This window comes from Streptomyces sp. NPDC053076 (assembly GCF_044546845.1).
In the GTDB taxonomy this organism is placed as follows: Bacteria; Actinomycetota; Actinomycetes; order Streptomycetales; family Streptomycetaceae; genus Streptomyces.
Genome location: NZ_JBITZL010000001.1, coordinates 856,764 through 881,085, shown reverse-complemented (window position 1 = coordinate 881,085; position 24,322 = coordinate 856,764). Strand labels below are relative to the sequence as shown.

Annotated in this window: 18 protein-coding genes and 1 pseudogene; 3 read left to right on the top strand and 16 right to left on the bottom strand. The window is 74.0% G+C overall.

What is annotated here, in order from left to right; translation table 11 throughout:
* Positions 1–122: 122 nt before the first annotated feature.
* The 13 genes from ACIGYR_RS03545 to ACIGYR_RS03485 form a co-directional block, all read right to left on the bottom strand.
* Positions 123–680, bottom strand: a complete 558-nt coding sequence (locus tag ACIGYR_RS03545; protein WP_399602548.1) for an SRPBCC domain-containing protein — start codon at positions 678–680, stop codon at positions 123–125.
* Between the two features lie 108 nt (positions 681–788).
* Complete coding sequence (locus tag ACIGYR_RS03540) at positions 789–1,589, bottom strand: LytR/AlgR family response regulator transcription factor (protein ID WP_399602545.1); 801 nt, start codon at positions 1,587–1,589, stop codon at positions 789–791.
* Between the two features lie 124 nt (positions 1,590–1,713).
* Complete coding sequence (locus ACIGYR_RS03535; protein WP_391838119.1) at positions 1,714–2,583, bottom strand: carbohydrate ABC transporter permease; 870 nt, start codon at positions 2,581–2,583, stop codon at positions 1,714–1,716.
* Positions 2,580–3,542 (bottom strand): carbohydrate ABC transporter permease, encoded by a 963-nt coding sequence (locus ACIGYR_RS03530; protein ID WP_399602541.1) that lies wholly within the window; start codon positions 3,540–3,542, stop codon positions 2,580–2,582. Before ACIGYR_RS03530 ends, ACIGYR_RS03535 begins: the two co-directional genes overlap by 4 nt.
* Complete coding sequence (locus ACIGYR_RS03525) at positions 3,536–4,903, bottom strand: ABC transporter substrate-binding protein (RefSeq protein ID WP_391838123.1); 1,368 nt, start codon at positions 4,901–4,903, stop codon at positions 3,536–3,538. Before ACIGYR_RS03525 ends, ACIGYR_RS03530 begins: the two co-directional genes overlap by 7 nt.
* Positions 4,900–5,880, bottom strand: a complete 981-nt coding sequence (locus ACIGYR_RS03520) for a GNAT family N-acetyltransferase (RefSeq protein ID WP_391838125.1) — start codon at positions 5,878–5,880, stop codon at positions 4,900–4,902. The genes ACIGYR_RS03525 and ACIGYR_RS03520 overlap by 4 nt, the downstream gene beginning before the upstream one ends.
* A 58-nt stretch (positions 5,881–5,938) precedes the next feature.
* The gene (locus ACIGYR_RS03515) at positions 5,939–7,135 is read right to left on the bottom strand and encodes an exo-beta-N-acetylmuramidase NamZ domain-containing protein (RefSeq protein WP_399602536.1); all 1,197 of its coding nucleotides are present in this window, start codon (positions 7,133–7,135) and stop codon (positions 5,939–5,941) included.
* 116 nt (positions 7,136–7,251) lie between these two features.
* On the bottom strand, positions 7,252–7,467 hold the full coding sequence (locus tag ACIGYR_RS03510) for a hypothetical protein (RefSeq protein ID WP_399602535.1): 216 nt from the start codon (positions 7,465–7,467) through the stop codon (positions 7,252–7,254).
* The gene (locus ACIGYR_RS03505; protein WP_399602533.1) at positions 7,464–9,545 is read right to left on the bottom strand and encodes a xanthine dehydrogenase family protein molybdopterin-binding subunit; all 2,082 of its coding nucleotides are present in this window, start codon (positions 9,543–9,545) and stop codon (positions 7,464–7,466) included. Before ACIGYR_RS03505 ends, ACIGYR_RS03510 begins: the two co-directional genes overlap by 4 nt.
* A gap of 19 nt (positions 9,546–9,564) precedes the next feature.
* Positions 9,565–10,560 carry an FAD binding domain-containing protein gene (locus tag ACIGYR_RS03500; RefSeq protein WP_391838130.1) on the bottom strand — a complete coding sequence of 332 codons (996 nt, stop codon included), beginning with the start codon at positions 10,558–10,560 and terminating at the stop codon, positions 9,565–9,567.
* On the bottom strand, positions 10,557–11,096 hold the full coding sequence (locus ACIGYR_RS03495) for a 2Fe-2S iron-sulfur cluster-binding protein (RefSeq protein ID WP_391838132.1): 540 nt from the start codon (positions 11,094–11,096) through the stop codon (positions 10,557–10,559). Before ACIGYR_RS03495 ends, ACIGYR_RS03500 begins: the two co-directional genes overlap by 4 nt.
* Before the next feature lie 95 nt (positions 11,097–11,191).
* Positions 11,192–13,375 (bottom strand): RICIN domain-containing protein, encoded by a 2,184-nt coding sequence (locus ACIGYR_RS03490; RefSeq protein WP_399602529.1) that lies wholly within the window; start codon positions 13,373–13,375, stop codon positions 11,192–11,194.
* A gap of 543 nt (positions 13,376–13,918) precedes the next feature.
* Positions 13,919–15,829 (bottom strand): ABC transporter ATP-binding protein, encoded by a 1,911-nt coding sequence (locus ACIGYR_RS03485; protein WP_399603215.1) that lies wholly within the window; start codon positions 15,827–15,829, stop codon positions 13,919–13,921.
* A gap of 183 nt (positions 15,830–16,012) precedes the next feature.
* On the opposite strand from ACIGYR_RS03485, the gene ACIGYR_RS03480 reads away from it, so the two are divergent.
* The gene (locus ACIGYR_RS03480; RefSeq protein ID WP_399602526.1) at positions 16,013–17,008 is read left to right on the top strand and encodes a YbhN family protein; all 996 of its coding nucleotides are present in this window, start codon (positions 16,013–16,015) and stop codon (positions 17,006–17,008) included.
* Positions 17,009–17,309: 301 nt separating this feature from the next.
* A complete protein-coding gene (locus tag ACIGYR_RS03475; RefSeq protein ID WP_399602524.1) occupies positions 17,310–18,074 on the top strand; it encodes a crotonase/enoyl-CoA hydratase family protein in 765 nt (254 codons plus the stop codon).
* Positions 18,075–18,625: 551 nt separating this feature from the next.
* Here the strand turns inward: ACIGYR_RS03475 and ACIGYR_RS03470 are convergent.
* The 3 genes and pseudogenes from ACIGYR_RS03470 to ACIGYR_RS03460 all read right to left on the bottom strand — a co-directional run bounded on the left by ACIGYR_RS03470 (position 18,626) and on the right by ACIGYR_RS03460 (position 23,042).
* Positions 18,626–19,858, bottom strand: coding sequence for an NAD(P)/FAD-dependent oxidoreductase (locus tag ACIGYR_RS03470; RefSeq protein ID WP_399602523.1), 1,233 nt, complete (start codon positions 19,856–19,858; stop codon positions 18,626–18,628).
* A 365-nt stretch (positions 19,859–20,223) separates the two neighbouring features.
* Positions 20,224–21,615: pseudogene (locus ACIGYR_RS03465) on the bottom strand (NAD(P)/FAD-dependent oxidoreductase); the annotation flags it as partial.
* A complete protein-coding gene (locus tag ACIGYR_RS03460) occupies positions 21,612–23,042 on the bottom strand; it encodes an FGGY family carbohydrate kinase (RefSeq protein WP_399602520.1) in 1,431 nt (476 codons plus the stop codon). The gene ACIGYR_RS03460 and the pseudogene ACIGYR_RS03465, both read right to left, overlap by 4 nt.
* Before the next feature lie 253 nt (positions 23,043–23,295).
* On the opposite strand from ACIGYR_RS03460, the gene ACIGYR_RS03455 reads away from it, so the two are divergent.
* Positions 23,296–24,282: a hypothetical protein gene (locus tag ACIGYR_RS03455; protein WP_399602517.1), complete on the top strand. Its 987-nt coding sequence runs from the start codon at positions 23,296–23,298 to the stop codon at positions 24,280–24,282.
* Positions 24,283–24,322: the final 40 nt, after the last annotated feature.

Genomic DNA, 24,322 nt, shown 5'->3' with positions numbered 1-24,322 from the left:
GCGGCTCTGCCAGCTGCAATGCCCCCGCCGCCCGAGCCGGTATGCCGCGCGTAGAACGCTCGCTCGTTCGATTCCGGTGGGGAATTCCCCTACCCTCGTCGCGGCACCCCGGCGTACGGCGGCTAGCGGCCGCGCGGGCCGAGGTGGCGGTCCGGGTTCACGACCGTGGACAGGCCGTTGAGCAGGAGGCGGGTGCCGCCGAGCAGGTGAGCGACGTCATCGGTGCCGTCCCCCGTGGGCACGAGCCAGGTGTACTGCTCGGTCCAGGTCAGACGGGAGCCGGTGGCCTCGTCGGACAGTTCGACGGTGACCAGGGAGATCCAGCGGCGGCTGCCGTCGACCTCGGCCTCGTAGACGTAGACGATCCGGGTGTCCGGCACGATGTCCAGGAACCGGGAGCGGTAGGCGAGGCGCTCCTCGGTGTCCCCCGAGACGAAGACGTTGCGGGCGGTCTCGCCGCCGCCGGTCCGGAAGTCCAGTTCGTGCTCGGCGGTGGCGGAACCGCCGGGGAGGCGGAACCAGCGGCTGCGCAGGGACGGGTCGGCGAAGCCGCGGAAGACCTCGGCCCGCGTCACCGTGAAGTCCCTGTCGAGGGAGAACGAGCCGTGCCGGGCGGGAGATGCCGGGCCGGCGGTCGTGGCACTTCCCGGCTCCGCCTGCGAAGGGTGACCTGCGTCCATTGCCTCAACCTAACACGGGCGCGAAGGCCGCCGGCCGGACGAGCGTCCGCCAAGTCCCCTACCCTGCAATCGACTTGAGGTCGGATCCGGTGCCCCCTCCGGGCCGGTTCAGCGGGTCCGGCCCACCGCGCGGCCGGTCAGCAGATCCCGCACCTCCCGGGCGTTGCGCCGGCTCACGGCGAGGACCCGGTCGCCGATCCGGACGGTCAGGTTGCCGCCGTCCACCCGGAGTTCCTCGATCCGGCCGAGGGCGACGAGACGACTGCGGTGGATGCGGACGAAGCCGCGCGAGCGCCACTGCTCCTCCAGGGCGGACAGCGGTATCCGCACCAGATGACTGCCCTGGCCGGTGTGCAGCCGCGCGTAGTCGCCCTGGGCCTCGACATAGGTGATGTCGGCGAGGGGCACGAACCGGGTCACCCCGCCCAGCTCCACGGGCACCTGGTCGCCGACGGCCGGAGCGGCGGGCGTGAACGCGGCCGGGCGGGGCCCCTGTCCGGCCCGTACCAGCTCGGCGACCCGGCGTACCGCCTCGGCGAAGCGCTCCTTGCGGAGCGGCTTGAGCAGGTAGTCCACGGCCTTGAGATCGAAGGCGCGCACGGCGAAGTCCTCGTAGGCGGTGACGAAGACGATCAGCGGCGGTGCGGCGAACCCACCCAGCAGCCGGGCCAGTTCGAGTCCGCTCAGGCCGGGCATGTCGATGTCGAGGAAGACGACGTCGAAACCCTCCGTGCCGTCCGGGCTCTCCGCCACGGCCCGGCTGAGCCGGCGCAGCGCCTCGGTGGCCTCCAGGGCGGCCACGGCCGTGCCGACCCGCGGATCCTCCCCCAGCAGGTAGAGCAGTTCGTCCAGTGCGGGTTTCTCGTCGTCCACGGCCAGGACGCGCAAGGGCACGTCGGTCACCCTCATGTCCGGCAGCCCCCCTCGTCCTCGACCGTGCCCCCATGGTGGTCCCGCCGGTCATCGCCGTCGAGATCACGGACGCCGGTGTGTCCCGGCCGTGACCAGGTCGTGCTCCCCGGGTTGCCCTTCTCTACTTGAGACCGCTGAGCATGACCCCGCGGACGTAGTATTTCTGGAGCAGCAGGAAGAGGGTCAGGACCGGCAGGACACTCAGGACGAGGCCGGCCATGACGATGGGCATCGTGCGGGTCGGGTCCACGTAGTCCTGCAGGAGCTGGATGCCGACGGGCAGGGTCATCACGTCCGGGTCGGCGGTCGAGACGAGCAGCGCCCAGATGTACTCGTTCCAGGCGTCGACGAAGGTCAGCAGTCCGAGCGTCACCAGCACCGGCTTGGTCTGGGGGACGACGATCCGCCACCACACGGCGAACTCGCCGGCACCGTCGATGCGCGCGGCCTCCAGGACCTCGTCCGGGATGGAGAGCATGAACTGACGGGTCAGGAAGATCCCGAAGCCGTTGACGAGGAACGGCATGGCGAGCGCCACGATACTGACGGTCAGGCCCGCGCCGCCGCGCCCGAGCAGGTCGTTGCCGCCGGCCAGCGGCCAGTGCACCAGGATCAGGAAGTGCGGGACGAAGAAGAGGAACGGGGGGAACATCATCGTCGACAGGACGAGACGGAAGACGAAGTCCCGTCCGGGGAAGCGGAGTTTGGCGAGCGCGTAACCGGCGAGCGACGACGTGAGCAGCACCGAACCGGTGATCAGGGCGGTGGCGACGACGCTGTTGCGGAAGAGTACGGGCAGGTCGAGCTGGTCGATCGCCGCCCGGTAGTTGGACAGGTCGAACGCCTCGGGCAGGAACCGGTAGGGCAGCGTCCCGGCCTCGCCCGGCCCCTTGAAGGAGGTCATCACCATGTCGAGGAACGGCACCACGGTGAGCACCGCGCCGGTGACGACCAGCAGGTACGACAGCCATGGGAAGCGGCGGCGGTTCATGCGTCCTCCCCTTTGCGCCGGAAGACCCACAGTTGGGCCAGGGTGACCGCGAGGACGACCAGGAACAGCACGAAGGCGGCGGCGCTCGCGGTGCCCCAGTCGCCGTAGGCGAATGCCTGCCGGTACATCTCCAGGGCGGCCACGTCGGTCGCGTCGCCGGGGCCGCCCTTGGTCATCACGATGATCAGCGCGAACGACTGCAGGCCGGTGAGGAACTGCGTGACGCACACGAACAGCAGGGACGGCCGCAGCAGTGGCAGGGTGATCCTCCAGAAGACGGTGCCGGGCCCGGCACCGTCGAGCGCGGCGGCCTCGTAGTACGACTCGGGTACGGACTTCAGCCCGGCGGTCAGGATGAGGATCGCCGAGCCGACCGAGGCCCATGCCTGGACGACCACGACCGCGGGCAGCGCGGTGTCCGGGTCCTGGAGGAACGCCACCGAGCCGAGCCCGAGGGCGTTGAGGACGCCGTTGACCAGGCCGCCCGGTTCGTACATGTACTTCCACACGTTGCCGACGGCGACGACGGTCGTGACGATCGGCAGGAAGTACAGGGTGCGCCACAGTCCCTGGAACCGCAGCTTGTCGATGCAGGTGGCGACGAGCACGGAGCCGGCCAGCGCGAGGGCCACGGTGCCCAGGGCGAACAGCAGCGTGTTGGTGAGGATCGGCACCAGGAACGTCGACCCGTTTGCGAACAGGCCGGCGAAGTTGTCCAGGCCGACCGGGTCGATGTCGCCCAGGTCGAAACCGGTCCAGCGGGACATCGACAGCAGCAGCGCGAAGCCGAGCGGCAGGATCAGGAAGACGGCGAAGAACAGCAGCGTCGGTGCCAGGAAGAGGTAGGCGACGAGGGTCTGGCGGCGCCGGGCCCGGCCGCGGCCGCCGACGCCGGGAGCGGCGGTCCGCGGGCTGTGCGCGGCCGGCTCGGACACCTCCGGCGCCAGGGTGTTCACCATGAACGCGCCACCTCCTGGTCCACCTGGCGGCGGGTGGTGCGCAGGGCCTCGTCGACCGACTGCTGGCCGGTCCACAACGCCTCGATGTTCTTCCGCAGCAGCGACTTGGCCTGCTGCGCGCCCGGCACGTTCGGCTCCGGCACCGCGTACGCCAGCGCGTCCAGGAACGGGCGCAGGTTCGGATCGCGGCCCGTGCCGAGAAGTGTCCGCATGTCGTCGGCGCGGCCGGTCAGGGAGCCGACCGACACCTGCAGGGAGCTCATCCGGGTCGCCGTCACACCCTTCCCGGCGCCCCGCACGCCCGCCTTCCCGGTGTTGAGCCAGCGCAGGAACTCCCATGCCTCGTCCGGGTACTCGCTGGCCGCGTTGACCCCCAGCATGAAGCCGGTGCAGAGCGTGGCACGCGCGTCACCGGCCGCGCGGACCGGCACGGGCGCGACGCCCACCTCGCGGTAGTCCTTGCCCATCGTGGACTTCAGGCTCCCGGTCCACCACCCGGCGCCGATCACCATGGCCACCTGTCCGGACGGGAACGCCTTGTAGACGTTGACGCCGGGGGTGCTCGCGCCCCTGGCGACGAGGCGGTGCTCCAGGTCGAACACGGCCCGGCCGGCCGGCGAGTCGATGAGGGTGCTGCTGCCGTCCGCGGCGACGAACCGCCCGCCGGCGGCGTTGAGCAGGGCGAGCGTCTGGCCGACGGTGGTGGAGTCGTCGTAGGTCGACAGCCCGAACCCCTGGACCAGTGTGTTGCCGTACCGGTCGCGCCTGGCGGTGCGGTAGGCCGTCTCCTCCAGCTCCCGCCAGGTGCGCGGAGGGCCGCCGATGCCGGCCTCGCGCAGCAGCCGCTTGTTGTAGTAGAGGGCGTAGGTCTGCACCTCGGTCGGGTAGCCGTAGACCTTGCCGCCCACCGAGGCGGCGTCGACCACGGCCGCGCCGTAGCCGCGTCCGATCTCCTCGGCGTGCTCGGGCGGGGCGGGCCGCAGGACCCCGGCCCGGACGAGCTGGCCGTTCCACAGGCAGTAGGGGTGCAGGATGTCGGCGCTCTGGCCGGCGGCCTGCCGGACCATGAACGTGGTCAGCAGGTCCGTGAACTCGACGGCCTTCGTCCGCACCTTGATCCGGTCGTGGGTGGCGTTCCACTCGTCGACCGGCCCCTGGAGGGCCGCCTTGAGCTCCCCGCTGGCGTAGTGCGAGAGCAGGGTGAGGACGATCGGATCCCCGGGCCGCCCGGTGCCCCGGTGCGGTGCGGCGCATCCGGAGGCGAGCAGCGCCGTGGGGAGCGCCAGCGCGAAGCGACGGCGGCTCAGGCCCCGGGTGGCCGGGGGTGGCTGACGGCCGCTGGTGCGGCGGGCCGGCGTCATCCGGCGGCCTGTCGGCGCATCACCCGGAACCTCCGGGTCGTGCTGAACCCGGCCTTGCGGTACAGGTGTCCCGCCGGGGACTGCTCGCCGGTCCACAGGAACCACGCGGAGTGCGCGCGGCGCGCCCGCATCCGTTCCAGGACCAGGTGGAGGAGGACTTCCCCGAGTCCGGTGCCGCGTGTCTCCTCCCGTACTCCGATCGGGCCGAACCGCTCGTCCACGGATTCGAACGCGCCGTGCATCGCCCAGCCGACCATGCGGCCCGACGGGTCCCGGGCGGCGACGATCCGGTCGAGCGGCGTTCCCGCGGCCAGACTGTCCCGGATCGTGCACGCCCAGTCCGGGCCGAAGTGGTTCCCGGCGAGTGCGAGGAGATCCACCAGGTCGTCGTCGGCAGGGGTGGAGAACCGGTAGCCCTGCGCCGTCAGTCCGTCCAGCCGGCCCGTGACGTCCGCCGGGAGGCGATAGCCGACCAGGCCGCGGTCCATCGCCGCCGCCTCGTACAGGGTGCGGAAGCCCAAAGACTCCAGCAGGCCGGCCGCCTCCGGGTACGCCTCGGCGTCCAGGCCGGGAAAGACGTAGTGGGGGGTGTACGAGGAGAAGTCCACCCGGGTGCGGCCGTGGCGGTGCAGCCAGTCGAGGGCGTCGGTCAGCAGCCGGCGGCCGAGACCGCGCCCGCGGGCGGCTGGGTCGACGAAGAAGAACGGGATCCAGCCCTGCTCCGGCTCCAGGTCGGTGCCGGTCATCGGCCTCAGACGGCGCACGGCGTAGGCGGCGCCGATGACACGGTCGCCGTCGACGGCGACCCGGAGCCCCTCCGGATCGAAGTTGGCGTCGAGCAGCACCAGGGAGCGGAAGCGGTCGGGGGTGATGGGGTCGGCCGGCGCACTGCGGCGCCACGCCTCCACCAGCCGCGGTCCGTCGCCCGCGCGGAAGCCCCGCGTCTCGGCCCGGGTTGTCGTCGTGCGATCGGTCATCGACGGGGTTGTCCTTCCAGACGCGGGGCGCGGACGGCGTCAGCCGGGGCGGGTGGTCTCAGGGGTAGAGCAGCAGGTCGTGGCCGGCCCACCGGCCGGGCGGCGCCGGCAAAGCACACAGCGGCAGCGGGTCGTCGCCCGCGTCGACGGCGCGCCGCAACCGGTCGGACCCCCACAGCAGGTCGATGAAGTGACGGTGCCCGGTGTCCTCCGCACCGCCGCCGGCGGTGCGCCAGGCGAAGTCGTCCGGGTAGAGCCGTCGCAGCACGGCGAGCATCGCGACGGCGGTGCGCACGGGCGCGAACGCCGCGCGGTCGGTGACGTGGAGCTGCACCCCGCGCAGCGGCCGTCCTGCGTGTTTGTGGAAGGCGGGGACGAACCACAGGTCGCGGAAGTGCACCCCGGGCAGGCCGAGTTCGCCGAGCGAGGCCGCGAACCGGGCGTCGATGTAGGGAGCCCCGACGATCTCGAAGGGCTGCGTGGTGCCGCGGCCCTCCGAGAGGTTCGTGCCCTCGAACAGGCAGGTGCCGGGGTAGACGGCGGCCGTGGCGGGCGTCGGGATGTTGGGCGAGGGGGCGATCCATGGCAGGGCGGTGGCCTCCGCGTCCATGGCGCGCCGCCAGCCGACGGCCTCGATCACCGTCAGGTCGGCCGCGCCGCCCGCCGCTCGGGGCACGGCCGAGGCGTTGAGGTGCAGGGCGAGTTCGCCGCAGGTGAGGCCGTGCCGGACGGGTACGGCGGCGCGCCCGACGAAGCTGGCCCACGCCTCCTCGAGCAGCGGGCCCTCGCTGACGAGTCCGCCCAGCGGATTCGGCCGGTCGGTGACCACGAAACGTACGCCTGTGCGGGCTGCCGAGACCATCAGGTCGAACATGGTCCACACGTAGGTGTAGAACCGGGCGCCGATGTCCTGCAGGTCGTACACCAGCGCGTCGACGCCGCTGTCCAGCAGCAGTTTGTCGAGGCGTTCGCCGCTGTGCCGGTAGGTGTCGTGGACCGGCAGGCCGGTGGCGGGATCCGTGCGCGCGGCCTCGCTCTCGCCGGCCTGGCCGGTCCCGCGCAGCCCGTGCTCGGGACCGAACAGGGCGGTCAGCCGCGCGCCGGACTCCAGCAGCGCGGGCGCGGCCGGGCGCAGGTCGGGCAGGACGCCGGTGTGGTTGGTCACCAGTCCGAGCCGGCCGGGCCCGGCGCGTCCGGGCGACGCGTGCAGTCGCGTGATCCCGGGCGTCACCGCGACGCGGTCGTCCGTGCTCATCCTGTGGCCCCGTCTGCCGGTGACATCTCCAAGCGGTGGACGACATTTATGCGTATGTCTGGGAATTTTGCAATGATTCGCCACCTGTTCGCGTCACGCCGAACGCGTATACGACGTCAGGATCCAGCCGTGGAGCAGGCCGCTGAGGGTGGAGCCGTGGCATCCTGCGCCTGCACCTGTTCCACGTGCTGCAGACTCTCTCGCCGCACACCGCCGACCTGGACGTCGGCGTCCCCGCCCGCGGACTGCACGGCGAGGCGCAGGGACTCCCGCAGGCGTTCCTCCGCGGGCCGGTATCCGTCGTACTCCCAGCCGGGTCCGGCCACCGTCATCCCTCGGACAGCAGGCCGGTGAGGATCCGGTCCGGGGTGAGGGGGAGTTCGCGGAAACGGATGCCGGTGGCGTGGTGGACGGCGTTGCCGAGCGCGGCGGCGGTGCCGACGATGCCGATCTCCCCGATGCCCTTGCTGCCCATGGGGTTGAGGTGGCTGTCGTCCTCGTCGATCCAGTCGGCCTCGATGTCCGGGACGTCGGCGTGGACGGGCACGTGGTAGGAGGCCAGGTCGGCCTCGGGGAAGTCGCCGAACGCGGGGTCCAGGGTGCTGTGCTCGGTGAGGGCCATGCCGAGGCCCATGACCATGGCACCGGTGAACTGGGAGCGTGCGGTGCGGGCGTTGAGGATCCGTCCGGCGGCGAAGACACCGAGCAGCCGGCGGACCCGGATCTCGCCGGTGACCGTGTCGACGGCGACCTCGGCGAAGTGGGCGCCGAACGCGTGCCGCGCGTAGGGGCTGTCGGCGTCGGCCTTGCCGGTGGTGTCCGCGCGGACCGTCGGCCCCTCCTCGGGGTGGGCGGCGAGCCGGGCGCACGCCTCGTGCACGGCCCAGCCCCAGGACGCGGTGCCGGAGGAGCCCCCGGCCAGCGGGGCCGGCGGCAGGTCGCTGTGGCCGACCTCGGTGCGCACCCGGTCCAGGGGCACACCGAGGGCGTCCGCGGCGATCTGGGCGAGGACGGTACGGGCTCCGGTGCCGATGTCGGCCGCGTTGACCCGGACGACGTAGCTGCCGTCGGGGCGGGCCTCGGCGGTGGCGGTGGACGGGGCGACCTGTACGGGGTAGGTGGCGGCGGCCACGCCGGTGCCGATGAGCAGCGGGCCCTCGCGGCGCACGCCGTGGCGCGGGTCGCGGCCGGCCCAGCCGAAGCGGCGCGCGCCCTCGCGCAGGCACTCCACGACGTGCCGGCTGCTGAACGGTTTGCCGCTGACCGGCTCGCGCCGCGGTTCGTTGCGGACGCGCAGCTCCACCGGGTCGATGCCGAGCGCGTCGGCGAGTTCGTCCACGGCGGATTCCAGGGCGTACATGCCGGGTGCCTCGCCGGGTGCGCGCATCCAGGACGGGCTGGGCACGTCCAGCGGCACCACCCGGTGGGAGCTGAGCAGGTTCGGGGTGGCGTACATGACCCGGGAGACCGCGCCGGCGAACTCCACGAACTCCTGCACGTGGGAGGTCTGGGTGGTGACCTCGTGCAGCAGGGCGGTCAGCCGGCCGTCCCGCTGTGCGCCGAGCCGCAGCCGCTGCACGGTGGGGGCGCGGTGACCCACCACGGTGGGCAGGTACCGGCGGGGGTAGGCCAGGGTGACGGGCCGGCCCGTGTGCCGGGCGGCGAGCGCGGCGAGGACGACGTCGGGGCGCGGGGTGCCCTTGGAGCCGAAGCCGCCGCCGACGTGCTCGGCGACGACGGTGACCCGCTCCTCGGGCAGCCGGAACAGCTGGGCGAGCACGGACCGCACGGTCGTGCCGCCCTGGCTGGAGGTGTACACGGTGAGCCGGTCCCCTTCCCAGTGGGCCGTGCTCGTGTGCGGCTCCATGGGGTGGTTGTGCAGCGGCGGCACCCGGTAGGTGACGTCGAGACGGACCTCGGCCGTGGCGAAGACGGCCCCCGGGTCGCCGTACTCGGCCCGGCCCGGCTGGCCGTTCGCCTCCTCCGGCTCGTAGGCGTCCGAGTGGCCCTCGCTGAGGCGGGTGTCGTGGGCCTGCGCGTCGTAGCTGACCCGGACGGCCCGGGCGGCGGCGCGGGCGGTCTCCGGGGTCTCGGCGACGGCCAGGGCGACGCACCAGCCGCGGTGCGGCACAGCCGGGCTCCGGAGCACGGCGAGCATGCCGTCCTCGGGTTCGGCGAGGCCGGCGGCGGCTCCGGGGGTGAGGACGGCGAGGACGCCGGGCATCGCGAGCGCGGCCGAGGTGTCGACGCCGGTGACCCGGCCGCGCGCGACCGTGGCGGGCACCGGCCAGGCGTGGACGCGGCCGGGCAGGGCGTACTCGCCGGCGTAGCGGGCGACGCCGGTGACTTTCTGGCGGCCCTCCCGGCGCTCGGCGGGGGCGCCCAGGGCGGTTCCGGTCGTGCCGGTCATGGGGTCCTCCAGAGAGGGCTCAGGCCACTGCGGGGGCCGGGGCGAGGCGGTTCAGGACGTCCAGGGCGAGATTGCGGGCGAGGGGCACCTTGTAGGCGTTGTGCCGCAGCGGCTCGGCGTGCGCGAGTTCGAGCGCGACGGCCCCTTCGAAGGCGGCGGGGGTGGCGGGGGCGCCCAGCAGGGCCAGCTCGGTGTGCCGGGCCCGCCAGGGGCGGTGGGCGAGCCCGCCGAAGGCGACGCCCACCTGGTCGACGACCCCGTCCGCGACCCGCAGGACGACGGCGACGGAGGCGAGGGCGAAGGCGTACGAGGCCCGGTCCCGGGCCTTGCGGTAGGCGGAGGGGACGCCGGCCGTGGCGGCGGGGAGCAGCACGCCGGTGATCAGTTCGCCGGGGCGGATCCAGGTGTCCCGCTCGGGGTGCTCGCCGGGCAGCCGGTAGAAGTCGGCCACCGGAAGGCGCCGGGTGCCGTCGCTGCCGTACAACTCGACCTGGGCGTCCAGCGCGGCCAGGGCGACGGCCATGTCGGACGGGTGGGTGGCGATGCAGTGCGGGGAGTGGCCGAGGACGGCGTGGTCGCGGTGGACGCCGTCGCGGGCGGCGCAGCCACTGCCGGGCTCTCGTTTGTTGCAGGGTTTGTCCAGGTCCTGGAAGTAGGGGCAGCGAGTGCGCTGGAGCAGGTTGCCGCCGGTGGTGGCGGCGTTGCGCAGCTGGGCGGAGGCGCCCGCGAGGAGCGCCTGGGACAGGGCCGGGTAGCGGTCGCGGACGCGCGGGTCGGCGGCGAGGTCGCTGTTGCGGACGGTGGCGCCGACGCGCAGGGCACCGCCCGGCAGCTCCTGGATGGTGTCCAGTGGCAGCCGGCCGATGTCGATGAGGACGCCGGGCCGCTCCACGCCGAGTTTCAGCAGGTCGACCAGGTTGGTGCCGCCGGCGAGATAGCGGGCGCCGGGGTGGGCGGCGTACGCCTCGGCGGCCTCCTGGACGCTGTCGGGCCTGAGGTATCCGAAGCCGTTCACGCGATCACGTCCTCGATCGCCTCGACGATGCGGGGGTAGGCGCCGCAGCGGCACAGGTTGCCGCTCATCCGCTCGCGGATCTCGGTCCGGTCCAGCGGGGCGGGCCGGCCGGAGGGGGCCGCCGGGTCGGTGACGTGGGAGGGGTGGCCGGCCGCGGCCTCGGCGAGCATCCCCACGGCGGAGCAGAGCTGGCCGGGGGTGCAGTAGCCGCACTGGAAGGCGTCGCGGTCCAGGAAGGCCCGCTGGAGCGGGTGCGGCTCCTCGCCGTCGCCGCCCAGGCCCTCGACGGTGGTGACGTCGCTGCCGTCGAGGGCGACCGCGAGCAGCAGACAGCTGTTCAGGCGGCGCCCGTCGACCAGTACGGTGCAGGCACCGCACTGGCCGTGGTCGCAGCCCTTCTTGGACCCGGTGAGGTCCAGGTCCTCACGGAGCAGGTCGAGCAGGACGCGCCGGTGGTCGACGCGCAGGGTGTGGGGTTTGCCGTTGACCCGGAGGGTGACCTCGGAGTGGTGGCCGGGCTGGTGTGCGCTGGTCATGGCGGGGGATGACCTTCCGGACGGACGGTGCTGCCGTCCATTCCGCGTATCCAGGTCACCCCCTGCTCACACGTCCGCGGGCCCTCGCGGTCGGATCAGGGGTAGTTCTTCAGGTCGGCGACGTTGCTGCCGGCGTTGGACGGGCCTGCGGTGTTGTTGACGACGTGACTGATGGTGCCGGTGCCGCCGAGGGAGACGGTCACCATGCTGGTGAAGCGCACGTTCGCGTTGTTCGGCGCCTCGATGGCGCGGGCGGCCGTCACGCTCGGGTTGACGTTGAAGTAGCAGTAGCTGCCCAGACCGTACGCCTGGTGGCTGGTGACGGAGTCGGCGACCTTGTAGGCCGCGTAGCCCTGGGTGGAGCCGTTCATCCAGGCGGCCTGGTTCGGCGGGTCGTACGGCATCTCGTTCTGGAAGAAGTAGGTGCGGCCACCGTTGCCGTTCCAGACCGTCTGGTACTTCTGGAAGTGCTCGACGAACAGCCCGTACATGGTCACGTCGTCGCCGTTGACGACCAGGCCGGTGTCGGCGGTGTTGCTGGTCCAGCCGACGCCGCTGCCGTGGTCGGCGCGCCAGATCCACATGTGGTCGCCGATCACGTTGTCGCTGTTGACGACGAGGCTGGTGGCCGCCTTGCCGACGCCGGCGCCGCCGACGCGGAAGTACACGTCGTGCAGGGAGGTCGGGTCGGCCGCGTGGGAGGCGGCGGAGCCGGCCGGCCCGACCTCGACGAGGGTCTTCGAGCTGGTGGTGCCGGCGTCGAAGAGCAGGCCCGCGATCTTGACGCCGTCGACGTCGGCGACGGACATCGCGGTGATGCCGTTGTCCGGGACGAAGGTGGCGAGGCCGAGACCGAGCACGACCGTGTCCGGGCGGGTCACTTTCAGTGTCTGGTCGAGGTGGTAGACGCCGGGTGTGACCAGCAGGTTCTGTCCGGCGGCGAGCGCGGAGTTGATCTGTGCGGCGGTGGCGCCCGGCTTGACGACGTAGAACTGGCTCAGCGGCAGCGAGGAACCGGCCGGGCTGCCGTTCGCCCACGAGGTGCCGGTGGAGCCGGCGCGCGTGGACGGCACGAACACCTGGTACTTGCCGGAGCCGTCGACGTACAGGAACGGCTTCTCCCGGGTGACCGGGCTCTGCGCGACCGTGGTGTACGGAGGGTTGGGGAAGCCGGTCCCGGGGACACCCTGGCTGCCCACGAAGACCATGTTCCAGTTCGAGCCGGTCCAGCTGCCCAGCTGGGAGTTGCGGGTCAGCCACTGCTGCTGGCTGCCGGAGTTGACCTGCCCGTCGATCTTGCTGTCGGCGAGATAGCCGCCGGAGGACCAGCCGCCGTCGTCGAGGGCGAGGTTGCCGCGCAGATGCATCCGGCGGTACGCCGCCGCCTGCGAGACCGCCCAGCGGTCGCCGCCGTTCGCCGGGGTGACCGACAGGTTCTCGGCGCCGCGCCAGAAGTTCTGGGTGGCGTTGCCCTGGAACCAGTCGGCCTCGGCGTGCACCGCGCCGTTGACGTTGACGGCGTCCGGGGTGAGGCCGAGACCGAGGACCTGGGTGTAGAAGCCGACGTTGACGTCGGCGTTGTAGGTGCCGGGCTTGAACAGCACGGCGTAGCGCTGCGCGCCGAACTGGTTGGTCTCCTGCTGCTTGAAGATCGAGTCCAGCCTGCCCTGAATGGTGGCGGAGGACATCGAGGGGTCGAACAGGACGACGTTCGGGCCGAGGTCGGGGTTGTCGGAGTTCTGGGACACGGGGGTCACCTGGAAGCGCTGGGCGGCGGTGCCGTTGCAGGTGTACTGCGCGAACTGCACACTGTCGGCGGTCGAGGCACCGGGGTCGTCCAGGCATTTGCCGCTGTTGCGGTTGACGAAGTGGTAGACGCCGCCGCCGTCGTCCACGGGCAGCCACTGCTGGTTGGCGCCGCCGCCGTAGCTCCACAGGTGGACCGGCGCGTTGTCGGCGGTGGAGAGGTCGGCGACGTCCACGACCTGGTCGGTGCTGTTGCCGTTGCCGATCCGCACGTAGCCGTCGCTGGTGGCGGCGAGGCTCCACTGCTGGGCCGTGGTGCCGTTGCACGCGTACTGCTGCACCACGGTGCCGTTGGCGGTGCCGGCCGCCCGGGCGTCCAGGCACTTGCCGCTCGCGGCGTTGACGACCGTGGCGAAGCCCGTGGGCAGGGCGGCGGCAGCGGTGGTGGCCGCAGGCGCGGGCGCTGCCGTGAGCAGCGCGGCGGCAAGGGAGAGCGCGGCGAGCGAGCCCGCCGCCGGGAGAGGTCTGGCCATGAGCGCGGGTGGCCTTTCGAGTGGGGGGTGGTGCGGGACCAACGACCTGGGCACAAGCGGCCGTTGGCGACCCGTTAGGCTTTGTTTAAGGCGTGAAACTAAAGGTCCGGACCACTGGCGTCAAGAGGCGGGGCTGGAAACGGGAGGGGCCGGGGCGGTGGACCGGTGACACGGAGGGCTCCCGCTCAGCGCCGGCACCGCGCCCCGCGCCCCGCGCCCCGCGCCCCGCGCCCCGCGCCCCGCGCCCCGCGCCCCGCGCCCCGCGCCCCGCGAGCAACGTCACCCCGGCACCGCACCCGCGAACGGCCGCCACCCACCACCCACACCCCGCCCCGCGCCCACCTCGTCCCGCCCCGCACCCCGCCCCGCACCCAGCACCCGCCCCGCACCCCGCCCCGCGCCCAGCACCCGCCCCGCACCCCGCCCCGCGCCCAGCACCCGCCCCGCTCCCCGCTCCCCGCACGCCGTACCCGGCACCCGGCACCCGGCACCCGGCGGGCGGTCCTCCTGCCGGCGTCGTCGCGGGCGCGCGGACGGACGCCGTCACCCCGTCGCCGGTACCCCCGCGTCCGCCGACGCCGGCCCGTGGGCCGCGTCGTCCCGCTGGGCGAACTGCGTCCGGTACAGCTCCGCGTACCGGCCGGCCGCCGCCAGCAGTTCCTCGTGGGTGCCGCGCTCCACGATCCGGCCGGACTCCACGACCAGGATCTGGTCGGCGGCCCGGACCGTGGACAGCCGGTGGGCGATGACCACGGCGGTGCGGCCTTCCAGGGCCTCGGTGAGCGCCTCCTGGACGGCCGCCTCGGAGGTGTTGTCCAGGTGGGCGGTGGCCTCGTCCAGGATCACCACGCGCTGACGGGCCAGCAGGAGCCGGGCGATGGTCATGCGCTGGCGTTCGCCGCCGGAGAGCCGGTAGCCGCGCTCTCCGACGACCGTGTCCAGGCCGTCGGGCAGGGACCGTACGACGTCGGCGAGACGGGCGCGGCCGAGGACGTCCCACAGTTCGTCGTCGCCGGCGCCGGGACGGGCCAGCAGCAGGTTGGCACGGACGGTGTCGTGGAAGAGGTGACCGTCCTGGGTGACCATGCCCAGAGTGGCCCGCAGGGACGCGGCGGTCAGGTCCCGGACGTCGGTCCCGCCGATGCGGACCGCGCCCGCGTCGACGTCGTACAGGCGCGGCAGGAGCTGGGCGATGGTCGACTTGCCGGCGCCGGACGAGCCGACCAGGGCGACGGTCTCACCGGGCCGGGCCCGGAAGGAGATGCCGTGCAGCACCTCGGAGCCGCCGCGCGTGTCGAGGGCGGCGACCTCCTCCAGGGAGGCGAGGGAGACCTGGTCGGCGGCGGGGTAGGCGAAGCGGACGTTGTCGAACTCGACGGCCACCGGGCCGTCGGGGACCTCGCGGGCGTCCGGCTTCTCCACGATGAGCGGCATCAGGTCGAGCACCTCGAAGACCCGCTCGAAGCTGACGATGGCGCTCATCACCTCGACCCGGGCCCCCGCCAGCGAGGTCAGCGGGGCATACAGACGGGTCAGCAGCAGCGCGAGCGAGACCACCGCGCCGGGCTCCAGGCTGCCGCGCAGCGCGAACCAGCCGCCGAGGCCGTAGACGAGGGCCAGGGCGAGGGCGGAGACCAGGGTGAGGGAGGTGATGAAGACGGACTGGGCGGTCGCCGTACGCACCCCGATGTCCCGGACCTGGGCGGCGCGGGCCGCGAACTCCGCCGACTCCTCCTCCGGGCGGCCGAAGAGCTTGACCAGGGTGGCGCCGGGGGCGGAGAACCGCTCGGTCATCCGGGTGCCCATGGCCGCGTTCAGCGCCGCCGCCTCCCGCTGCATGCGGGCCATCCGGCTGCCCATCCGACGGGCGGGCAGCACGAACACCGGCAGCAGCACCAGCGCGAGCAGGGTGATCTGCCAGGACAGCGTGAGCATCACCGCGAGCGTGAGCAGCAGCGTGACCAGGTTGCTGACGACCCCGGAGAGGGTGTTGGCGAAGGCCCGCTGGGCGCCGATCACGTCGTTGTTGAGACGGCTGACCAGCGCGCCCGTACGGGTACGTGTGAAGAACGCGACCGGCATGCGCTGCACATGATCGAACACAGCCGTCCTGAGGTCGAGGATGAGCCCCTCCCCGAGCGTCGACGACAGGCGCCGCCCGAGGATGCCGAGGGCCGCCTCCGCGAGCGCCACGAGCGCGATCAGCAGGGAGAGCCGGATCACCGTGCCGGAGTCGTGCCCCGCCACGATCGCGTCGACGACGCGGCCGGCCAGTACGGGGGTCGCGACCGCGAGCAGTGCGGTCACCACCCCGAGCAGCACGAACCGGACGATGCCGGCACGGTGCGGGCGGGCGAAGGCGGCGATGCGGCGCAGCGTGGCGCGGGCGAACGGGCGACGCTCGGACTGCGCGTTCATCACGCTGTGCAGCTGCGTCCAGGCTGTGGTCTCCATGCTCATGAGGGAGAACGTAGAACCTCGAGCTTCATTGAGGTCAATGTCCGGGCGATTTCACCCGCTGCTTTTTCCTGCGCACCGGTGTCCCCCGGGCTCAAGGCCCCGATGACCCTGCCCTGTAAGCCGCCGTCCCCGGTTCCGCCACCCGCCGTTGGGACGGTCCGGAGAAGCTCTGGGGATGTGACTGCCGTCCCGCTGCCCCCGCCGCCCCCGATTCCCCGGGGACGCTTCCCCCGACGTCTCCCCCGTCGCGTTCCCGTCCGCCAGGTGCTGTGCCTGGTGCCGCTCGTGCTCGTCGCCGTCGCCGCCCTACGGCACCGCTCGATGCTCGCCGAGGGCTTCGGCCAGCTGCGCACCGCCTCCTGGCCGTGGCTGCTCGCCGCGGCCTGCGCCACCTGCCTGACCTGGGTGGCCGCGGCCGTCACCCGGCAGGGTGCGGTGGTCCAGCCGCTGCCGAAGGGCCGGCTGCTGGCCACCCAGTTCGCCGCGGCCTCGGCCAACCACCTGCTGCCCACCGGGCTGGGCGCGGGCGCGGTGAACCTGCGCTTCATGAGCGTGTGCGGGGTGCCGCCGGCCCGTTCCTCGGCGGCGCTCGCCCTGTACCTGCTGGCGGAGTGCGTGGGACGGCTGGGTCTGCTGGCCGCGCTGCTCATCGCCTTCCCGGACGCGCTGCGGCTCGGCTCCCTGCTGCCGGACGGCTCGGCGCTGCCGCTGCTGCTGGGCGTGGCCGGCCTGTCGGCCGTCGCGGGGGCCGTGCTGGTGCTCGTACGACCGCTGCGCACGCGCGTGTCCTCGTTCGTGCGGGACGCCCTGGGCGAGGCACGGTCGGTGCACACCCGGCCGGCCCGCGCCCTGGCGCTGTGGGGCGGGTCGCTGGCCTTCCCCGCGCTCCAGGCGGCCGGGCTCGCCGCCGTCGGCCAGGCCCTCCGCCTGCCGGTGCCGGCCGCCCACATGGCGCTCGCCTACCTCGCCGCGACGGTCGCGGTGGCCCTGGTGCCCACGCCGGGCGGACTCGGTTCGGTCGAGGCGGCGCTGATCGTGGCGCTGGTCGCGGTGGGCGGCCCGGCGGCGGTGGCCACGGCGGTGGTGCTGGCCTACCGCGTCATCACGGTGTGGGTGCCGCTGGTACCGGGCGCGCTGACGCTGGGTGCGCTGGTACGGCTGAAGGTCATCTGACACCCGTACCCGGTCCGTGGATGGCCGGCCCCAAGGTACGCACTGCCGCGGGCGCAGGCGGCCATGTCGTCCGTGCCGGCTGTGCCGGTCCCGCGGCCAGGGTGACCGGTGCGGCGAGGCGCTGCATGACAGCCCGAACCGGTGCGGCGAGGCGCTGCATGACAGCCCGCGCCATGGGCGACACGGGTCGCCACCGCCAGGATCATCCTCTCCGTCCTGTCCTGACCGGCCCCGGTACTGCGAAGCTACCGGCACGTCACGTCCCAGTGCGGGCACTGGGCCCGTAGAAGGAGGTTGCCGCATGCCGGTGCGGATCGAGCGGCAGCAGCACGTCACCACGGTCGTCCTCGCCCGGCCTCAGGCGCGCAACGCGGTGGACGGTCCCACGGCCGCCGAACTCGCCGCCGCGTTCCGGACGTTCGAGGCGGACGACGATGCCCGGGTGGCGGTCCTGTGGGGCGAGGGCGGCACCTTCTGCGCGGGCGCGGACCTGAAGGCGATCGGCACGGAGCGCGGCAACCGGGTGGCGGAGGACGGGGACGGTCCGATGGGGCCGACCCGGATGCGGCTGTCCAAGCCGGTGATCGCGGCGGTGGCCGGGTACGCGGTCGCGGGCGGCCTGGAACTGGCCCTGTGGTGCGATCTGCGGGTCGCGGAGGAGGACGCGGTGTTCGGGGTGTTCTGCCGCCGCTGGGGCGTGCCGCTGATCGACGGCGGCACGGTCCGGCTGCCCCGGCTGATCGGCACCGGCCGGGCCTTGGACATGATCCTCACCGGCCGCCCGGTGGCGGCCCGTGAGGCGCACGCGATGGGGCTCGCCGACCGGGTGGTGCCGACCGGCGCCGCACGGGCCGAGGCGGAGGCGCTCGCGGCGGCCATCGCCCGCTTCCCGCAGTCCTGCCTGCGCAGCGACCGGGCCTCGGTCCTCGACCAGGAGGGCGCGGACGAGGGAACGGCCCTGCGCGGCGAACTCCGGTACGGCATGGGGGTGCTGGCTCAGAGCAGGCAGGGCGCCGCCCGGTTCGCGTCCGGCGCCGGACGGCACGGGTCGTTCACCGACGCATGACCGCTGCTCGTCCGGCGGCCCGGCACAGAGCGCCGCACAGAGCCGTGCGACCCCGGGGGCCAGGGCGTCCATGACGTAGGCGTCCGGGGCGTCCCGGACATCCATGACGTCGAGGGCGGCCAGGGCGTTGACTGCCCGGGGGCGTCGGTCCCCGGGGGCTTGGGTGGGCGCCGGGTCGGCCCGGTCGACGGCGTCCGGCCCGGACGGCGAGGAGCCCTTCGACGTCCGGCCCGGACGGCGAGGAGCCCTACGGTGTCCAGACCCGACAGCGGGGAGCCCTTCAGCGTCCGGCTCCGACAGCGGGGAGCCCTACGGTGTCCAGTCCGGACGGTGGGGAGCCATTCAGCGTCCGGCCCCGACAGCCGGGAGCCCTACGGTGTCCGGCGCCGACAGCGGGGAGTCCTACGGTGTCCGGGCCGGACAGCGGGGAGCCCTACGGTGTCCAGCCCCGACAGCGGGGAGCCCTACGGTGTCCGGGCCGGACGGCGGGGCGTCCGTGTCGGTCGCGCGCCCCGCTGCCGCTGTCGCGCACCGCGCCGCCGGCCGGTCGCTCAGCCGGTGCTCACCCGAACCTCCCCGCCCTCGGGGTCGACGCGGTCGTGCCATCGGGCGGTGAGGGTCAGGGTGCGGTGCGGCAGGGCGGGGCCGATGCCGAGCCGCTCGCGGTGCAGGAGGCGGCCGTCCTGACGGACGTACAGGACGGGGTGGGGCAGTGGGGTGCCGGTGCGCAGGACGTAGCGGGCGGGGCGGACGGCCGGGGTGACGCGGTTCGGGGCGATCCAGCGCAGCGGCGCCGACACGAGGAGGGGCACTCCCGGGTCCGGCCAGGGGGCGCCCGCCAGGAAGTCGAGAACGGCGCGGCCCGCCCGGGTGCCCTCGCGGGCCGCGGTGCCGGCGGGCTCCACGGCGTGCAGGAGGTTGCCGGCGGCGAACACACCGGGGCGCGAGGTGTGCGCGGAGCCGCCGACGGCGGGCCCGCGGGTGCCGGGGTCCAGGACGAGGCCGCCGCGCCGGGCCAGTTCGTGGTCGGGGACGAAGTCACCGGTGAACACCACGGTGTCGCAGGGCAGGACGGCCGTACGACCGTCCCGGTGCCGGACGCGGACGCCGGACAGCCGCCCGTGGCCCAGGAGTTCGGTGACGGTGGTGCCGGTCAGCAGCGGGACACCGTGGCGCAGCCGGGCCGCCTGGGCACGGGTACGGCCGGTCTGGGCGCGCGGGTGTTCCGTGACCAGGGCGACCACCTCGGCGCCGGCCACGCGCAGGGTGTCGGCCGCCGCGTAGGAGACGTCCTCGGCGCCGGCCACGACCGCGCGGGTGCCGATCTGCTGCCCAAACAGGTGCACCGACTGCTGGAGTTCGCCGCTCGTCAGGACGCCGGCCGGACGGGTGCCGGGCACCAGGCGGGCGGTGCGGGGGCGTTCGCGGGCGCCGGTGGCGAGGACGACCGCCCGCGCCTCGATCGTCTCCGGCCCGCCGGGGCCGACGGCGGTGAGCACGGGGCCCGCCGTCGCCCAGTCCAGTGCCGTCACCCCGGTCCGGAGCGTGGCCCCGGCCCGTTCGCCGGCCTGTGTGAGCAGGCGGGCGTATCCGGGGCCGGTGAGGGGACGCGTCCAGGTGCCGAAGCCGCCGTGCGCGCAGTGCCGGGGCACTCCGCCGGGCTGTGTCTCCCGCTCCAGCACCTCCACCCGCCCGGCACCGGCGGCGGCCAGTCGCGCGGCGGCGGCGAGCCCGGCCGGACCGGCACCGACGACGAGGACGTCGACGCGGCGAGGAACCGTCATGCCCGGTCTCCCTCCTGCTCCCCCTCGGACAACGGCCGCTCGGACAGCCCTCCCTCGGCGGCACCCCGCTCGCACAGTCCCCGCTCGGACGGCCCGCCCTCGGCGGCACCCCCCTCAGCCGGCCCCCGCCCGACGGCACCTCCCTCGGGCAGCCCTCCCTCGGCGGCACCCCGCTCGCACAGTCCCCGCTCGGACACCCCGCCATCGGCGGCACCCCCCTCAGCCGGCCCCCGTTCGACGGCACCCCCCTCGGGCAACCCTTCTTCGGCAGAACCCCGCTCGCACAGTCCCCGCTCGGACAGCCCGCCATCGGCGGCACCCCCCTCGGGCAGCCCCCGTTCGGCGGTACCCCGCTCGCACAGCCCCTGTTCGAACAGCTGCCGTACCGCCGCCCCGCAGTAGAACCCCTGGCAGCGGCCGGCCTTGGCCCGGGTGCGGCGGCGCAGGCCCTCCAGGGTGCGGGGCGGGACCGTACTGGCCAGGGCGTCGCGGATCTCCCCGCGGGAGACCCGCTCGCAGTGACAGACCAGGGTGCCGTACTCGGGGTCGGCGGCGATGAGCTCCGGCCGCTGGTAGGGGCGTGGGAACGCCTCGCCGAGGTTGGGCATGGTGAGCGGCTCCGGCTCCCGTACCGGGCCGAGGTCGAGCCCGGTGCCGGCCAGCAGGCCGGTGACATGGGCGGCGATGGCCAGGGACGCGGTCAGGCCGGTGGAGCGGATGCCGCCGACGGTGACGTACGCCTGCTCGGGGTGCGCGGTGATGCGGTAGTTCTCGTGCTCGGTGGCCGCGCGCAGCCCGGCGTAGACGGCGGTGACCTCCTCGTCGAGCAGGGCGGGCAGGATGCGCCGGGCCTGGTCCCGCAGCGCGGCCAGCCCGTCGGCGGTGGAGCCGGTGGCCCGTTTGTCGTGCAGGTCCTCGGCGGTGGGGCCGAGCAGCACATTTCCGTAGACGGTCGGGGCGACCAGGACACCTTTGCCGAGGGCGGTCGGCACGGGCAGCAGGATGTGCCGGACGAGGGGGCGGGCGAGCCTGTCGTGGACCAGCAGCTGGCCGCGGCGCGGGGTGACGGTGAAGTCCTCGTGGCCGAGCGCGCGGTCGAGGGTGTCGGCGTGCAGTCCGGCCGCGTTGACCAGGTGGCGGGCGTGCAGGGTGCCCCGGCCGGTGGTCAGCCGGTGACCGTCCGCCGTCCGCTCCACCGCCCGCACGGCGGTGTTCAGGTGCAGGTCTGTTCCGGCGCGGACGGCCTGGGTGGCGTACGCCAGGGTCGTCGTCCAGGGGCAGATGACGCTCTCGCCGGGGACGTGCAGGGCGCCGAGCGCGCCGGGGCCGAGCCGCGGTTCACGGGCGTACAGTTCGCCGGGGTCCAGCCGGGCGGTGTCCCGGCAGCCGTTGCGTTCGGCCTTCTCCGCGAGCCGGGGCAGCGCGGCGAGCTGCTCCGCGTCCCAGGCGATCAGCAGGGCGCCGACCCGTTCGACGGGGATGCCGGTCTCGGCGGCGTAGGCGCCGAGCCGCTGGTAGCCCTCGCGGACCAGCCGGGCCTCCAGGGTGCCGGGCGTCGCGTCGAAACCGGTGTGCAGGATCGCGGTGTTGGCCTTGGAGGTGCCCTGGCCGACGTCGTCCTGGGCCTCGACGAGGGCGACGCGCAGCCGGGGGCGGCGGGCGAGTTCGCGGGCGATGGCGCAGCCGACCACCCCGGCGCCGACGATCGCCACGTCGTACGGCGCCGACGGCAGCGGGCCGTCCGCGGTGACGGTCACGAGCCGAGCAGGGCCGCGACGGCGGTGCGGAAACCGGCGCGGCGTTCGGCGGCCCGGTCGGCCGGGACGCGGGGCTCGTACACGGCGGCGGGTTTCCAGTCGGGCAGGGCGTGTCCGACATCGAGTGCGGGGTCCGCGCCGAGGCGGGCGAGGGCGGCGGCGCCGAGCGCGGTGGCGTCGGGCAGCGCGGACACCTCGACGGGGCGTTGCAGCAGGTCGGCCTGGGTCTGCATGAGGAGCGCCGAGCGGGTGAGGCCGCCGTCGACCCGGAGCGTGTCCAGGGGCGCGCCGAGGTCGCCGGCGGCGGCCTCGGCGAGTTCTGCCACCTGGGCCGCGATCCCCTCGCACAGGGCGCGCACCAGATGCCCCGGGGTGGTGTCGAGGCCGAGTCCGGTGAGGGAGCCACGCAGGTCGCCGCGCCACCAGGGGGCGGCGAGTCCGGCGAGGGCCGGGACGAAGGTGACGCCGCCGCTGTCGGGGACGGTACCGCCGACCGGGTCGAGGTCGGCGGCGGAGGAGATGACGCCGAGGTCGGTGAGCCAGCGGACGGCGGAGGCGGCCGTGTAGACCTGGCCGTCCAGGCAGTAGCTGGTGCGCCCGGCCAGCCGCCAGGCCACGCAGCTGACCAGGCCGGAGCCGCCGCGCCGGGGGCGGTCGCCGGTGTGGGCGAGCAGGAACGCGCCTGTGCCGTAGGTGCACTTGGCGGCGCCGGGTCCGGTGACGCGCTGGGCGAGCAGGGCGGCCTGCTGGTCGACGATCAGCCCGGTGAGCGGTATCTCGGGGCCGAACGCCGTGGTCGTCCCCACCGGCCCGGCCGCGTCGGTGACCTGGGGCAGCCGCTCGTCGGCCAGGCCGTACAGGTCCAGGGCGCGCGGGGACCACTCGGCGCGGTCCAGGTCCAGGAGCTGGGTACGGCCGGCGGTGGCGGCGTCGGTGACATAGGCGCCGGTGAGGCGGTGGACCAGCCAGGCGTCGGAGGTGGTGACGACACCCTCGCGGGTCAGGTGACGGCGGATCCAGGCCATCTTGGGCGCGGCGAAGTACGGATCGAGGGGCAGTCCGGTCAGCTGCCGCAACTCTTCGGCGCGGTCCGCGAGTTCGGCACAGACGGTCTCGGCCCGCCGGTCCTGCCACACCAGGGCGTCGGTCAGCGGGCGGCCGGTGGCCGGGTCCCAGGCGAGGACGGTCTCGCCCTGGTTGGCGAGGCCGAGCGCGACGACGTCCGCACCGGCCTCGGCGAGTGCCTGCCTGCCGGCGTCCACGACCGAGTCGTACAGCTGGGCCGGGTCCACCTCGGCCAGGCCGCCGGGCAGGTACCTGGGCCGGACCTCGGCGAATCCGGTGCCGAGGACACCGCGTTCCGGGCAGACCACGAGCGCCTTGGTGCCGGACGTGCCCTGGTCGACGGCGAGCACCGGCCCCGTCATCGCGCGTCCTCCGCTCCGGCCCTGAAGATCACCGCGTCAGCCTGCCGCCGTATCGGGCCCCGCGTCAAGGTGCGGATCTCGGCCAACTTGCCTGGCTAAATAGTTGACTTGGCAACAATGGTACGTCGCAACCTCCGCCTCTATAGTGACCGCCGACCACACGAAGACCATTTCCGTCACCGCCCAGGGGAGGGCTGTTGCAACGTCACCCCGCCACCTCGCCCGGGTGCCAGCGGCAGGGGGCCGGCGGCTGATGGCCAGAGACGGAGCCCGTCCCTCCTACGATCCCGCCGGCCCCGACCACCCGCTGCGCACCGCGCTGCAGGACCTGCGCACCGGCCGCTGGATGGCCATGCGCACCCTGCTCGCGGAGACCACGCAGTGGTGGCAGTGGACCCAGCGGACCCAGGTTCTGGCGGCAGCGGCGGCCGGCACCGACGTGGTCCGGGCCTGGCTCACCGAGGAGCCCGACAGTGTCCACGCGGCGGTCATGCACGCCCGGGTCGGCGTGGAGCGTGCGCTGCGGGCCCGGCGTGAACAGCACCGCCGGACCCATCAGTTGTGGATCGAGGCATGGGACACCGCCCAGTCGGCCACGGTGGCCGCGCCACAGGACCCCGTGCCCTGGGTGTGCCTGCTGGCGCTGGCCCAGCTCGATCCGGAGCAGCGCTGGGAGGAGCACCGGGCCGGCCCCCCGGAACCGATGCTGCCGCCGGGACCCTGGGGGCTGCTGGCCGAGGCCGGCAGGCGCGACCCGTTCAACCGTGAGGCCCACCACCGGATGCTGCAGTTCCTGTACGCGCGCGGCGGTTCGGGCCGGCTCGCGGAGGCCGCCGGGTACGCGCAGTGGGCCGCCGGTCAGGCCCCGCCCGGTTCCGCGCTGCACCTGCTGCCGCTGTACGTCCGCGTCGAGCGCTACCGCCGGGACAGCGGGCACGACGCGGCGCTGGACCTGCACTGGGTGGTGGAGGAAGCGGCCCGCGAGTCACGGCACGCGCTGCACGCCTGGTTCGAGCGGACCCGGCCCGCCGAACGCGCGCTGCCGGACCTCAACCACCTGGCCCACGCCCTGTGGGGGTCCCTGCAATTCCCCGAGGCCAACAGGGTGTTCGAGGCCATCGGCCCCTACTTCACGCCCCCGCCCTGGATGTACCGCACCCGGGACCGGGACCGTGCCGTGGAGGTCTTCGTCCAGGCCCGGGACCGCTGCCGGTCCACCGCGGACGGCTCCCGCCCCTGAACGTGCCGCACACCGAAGCGCGAACTCCCGCTCTCTCCGC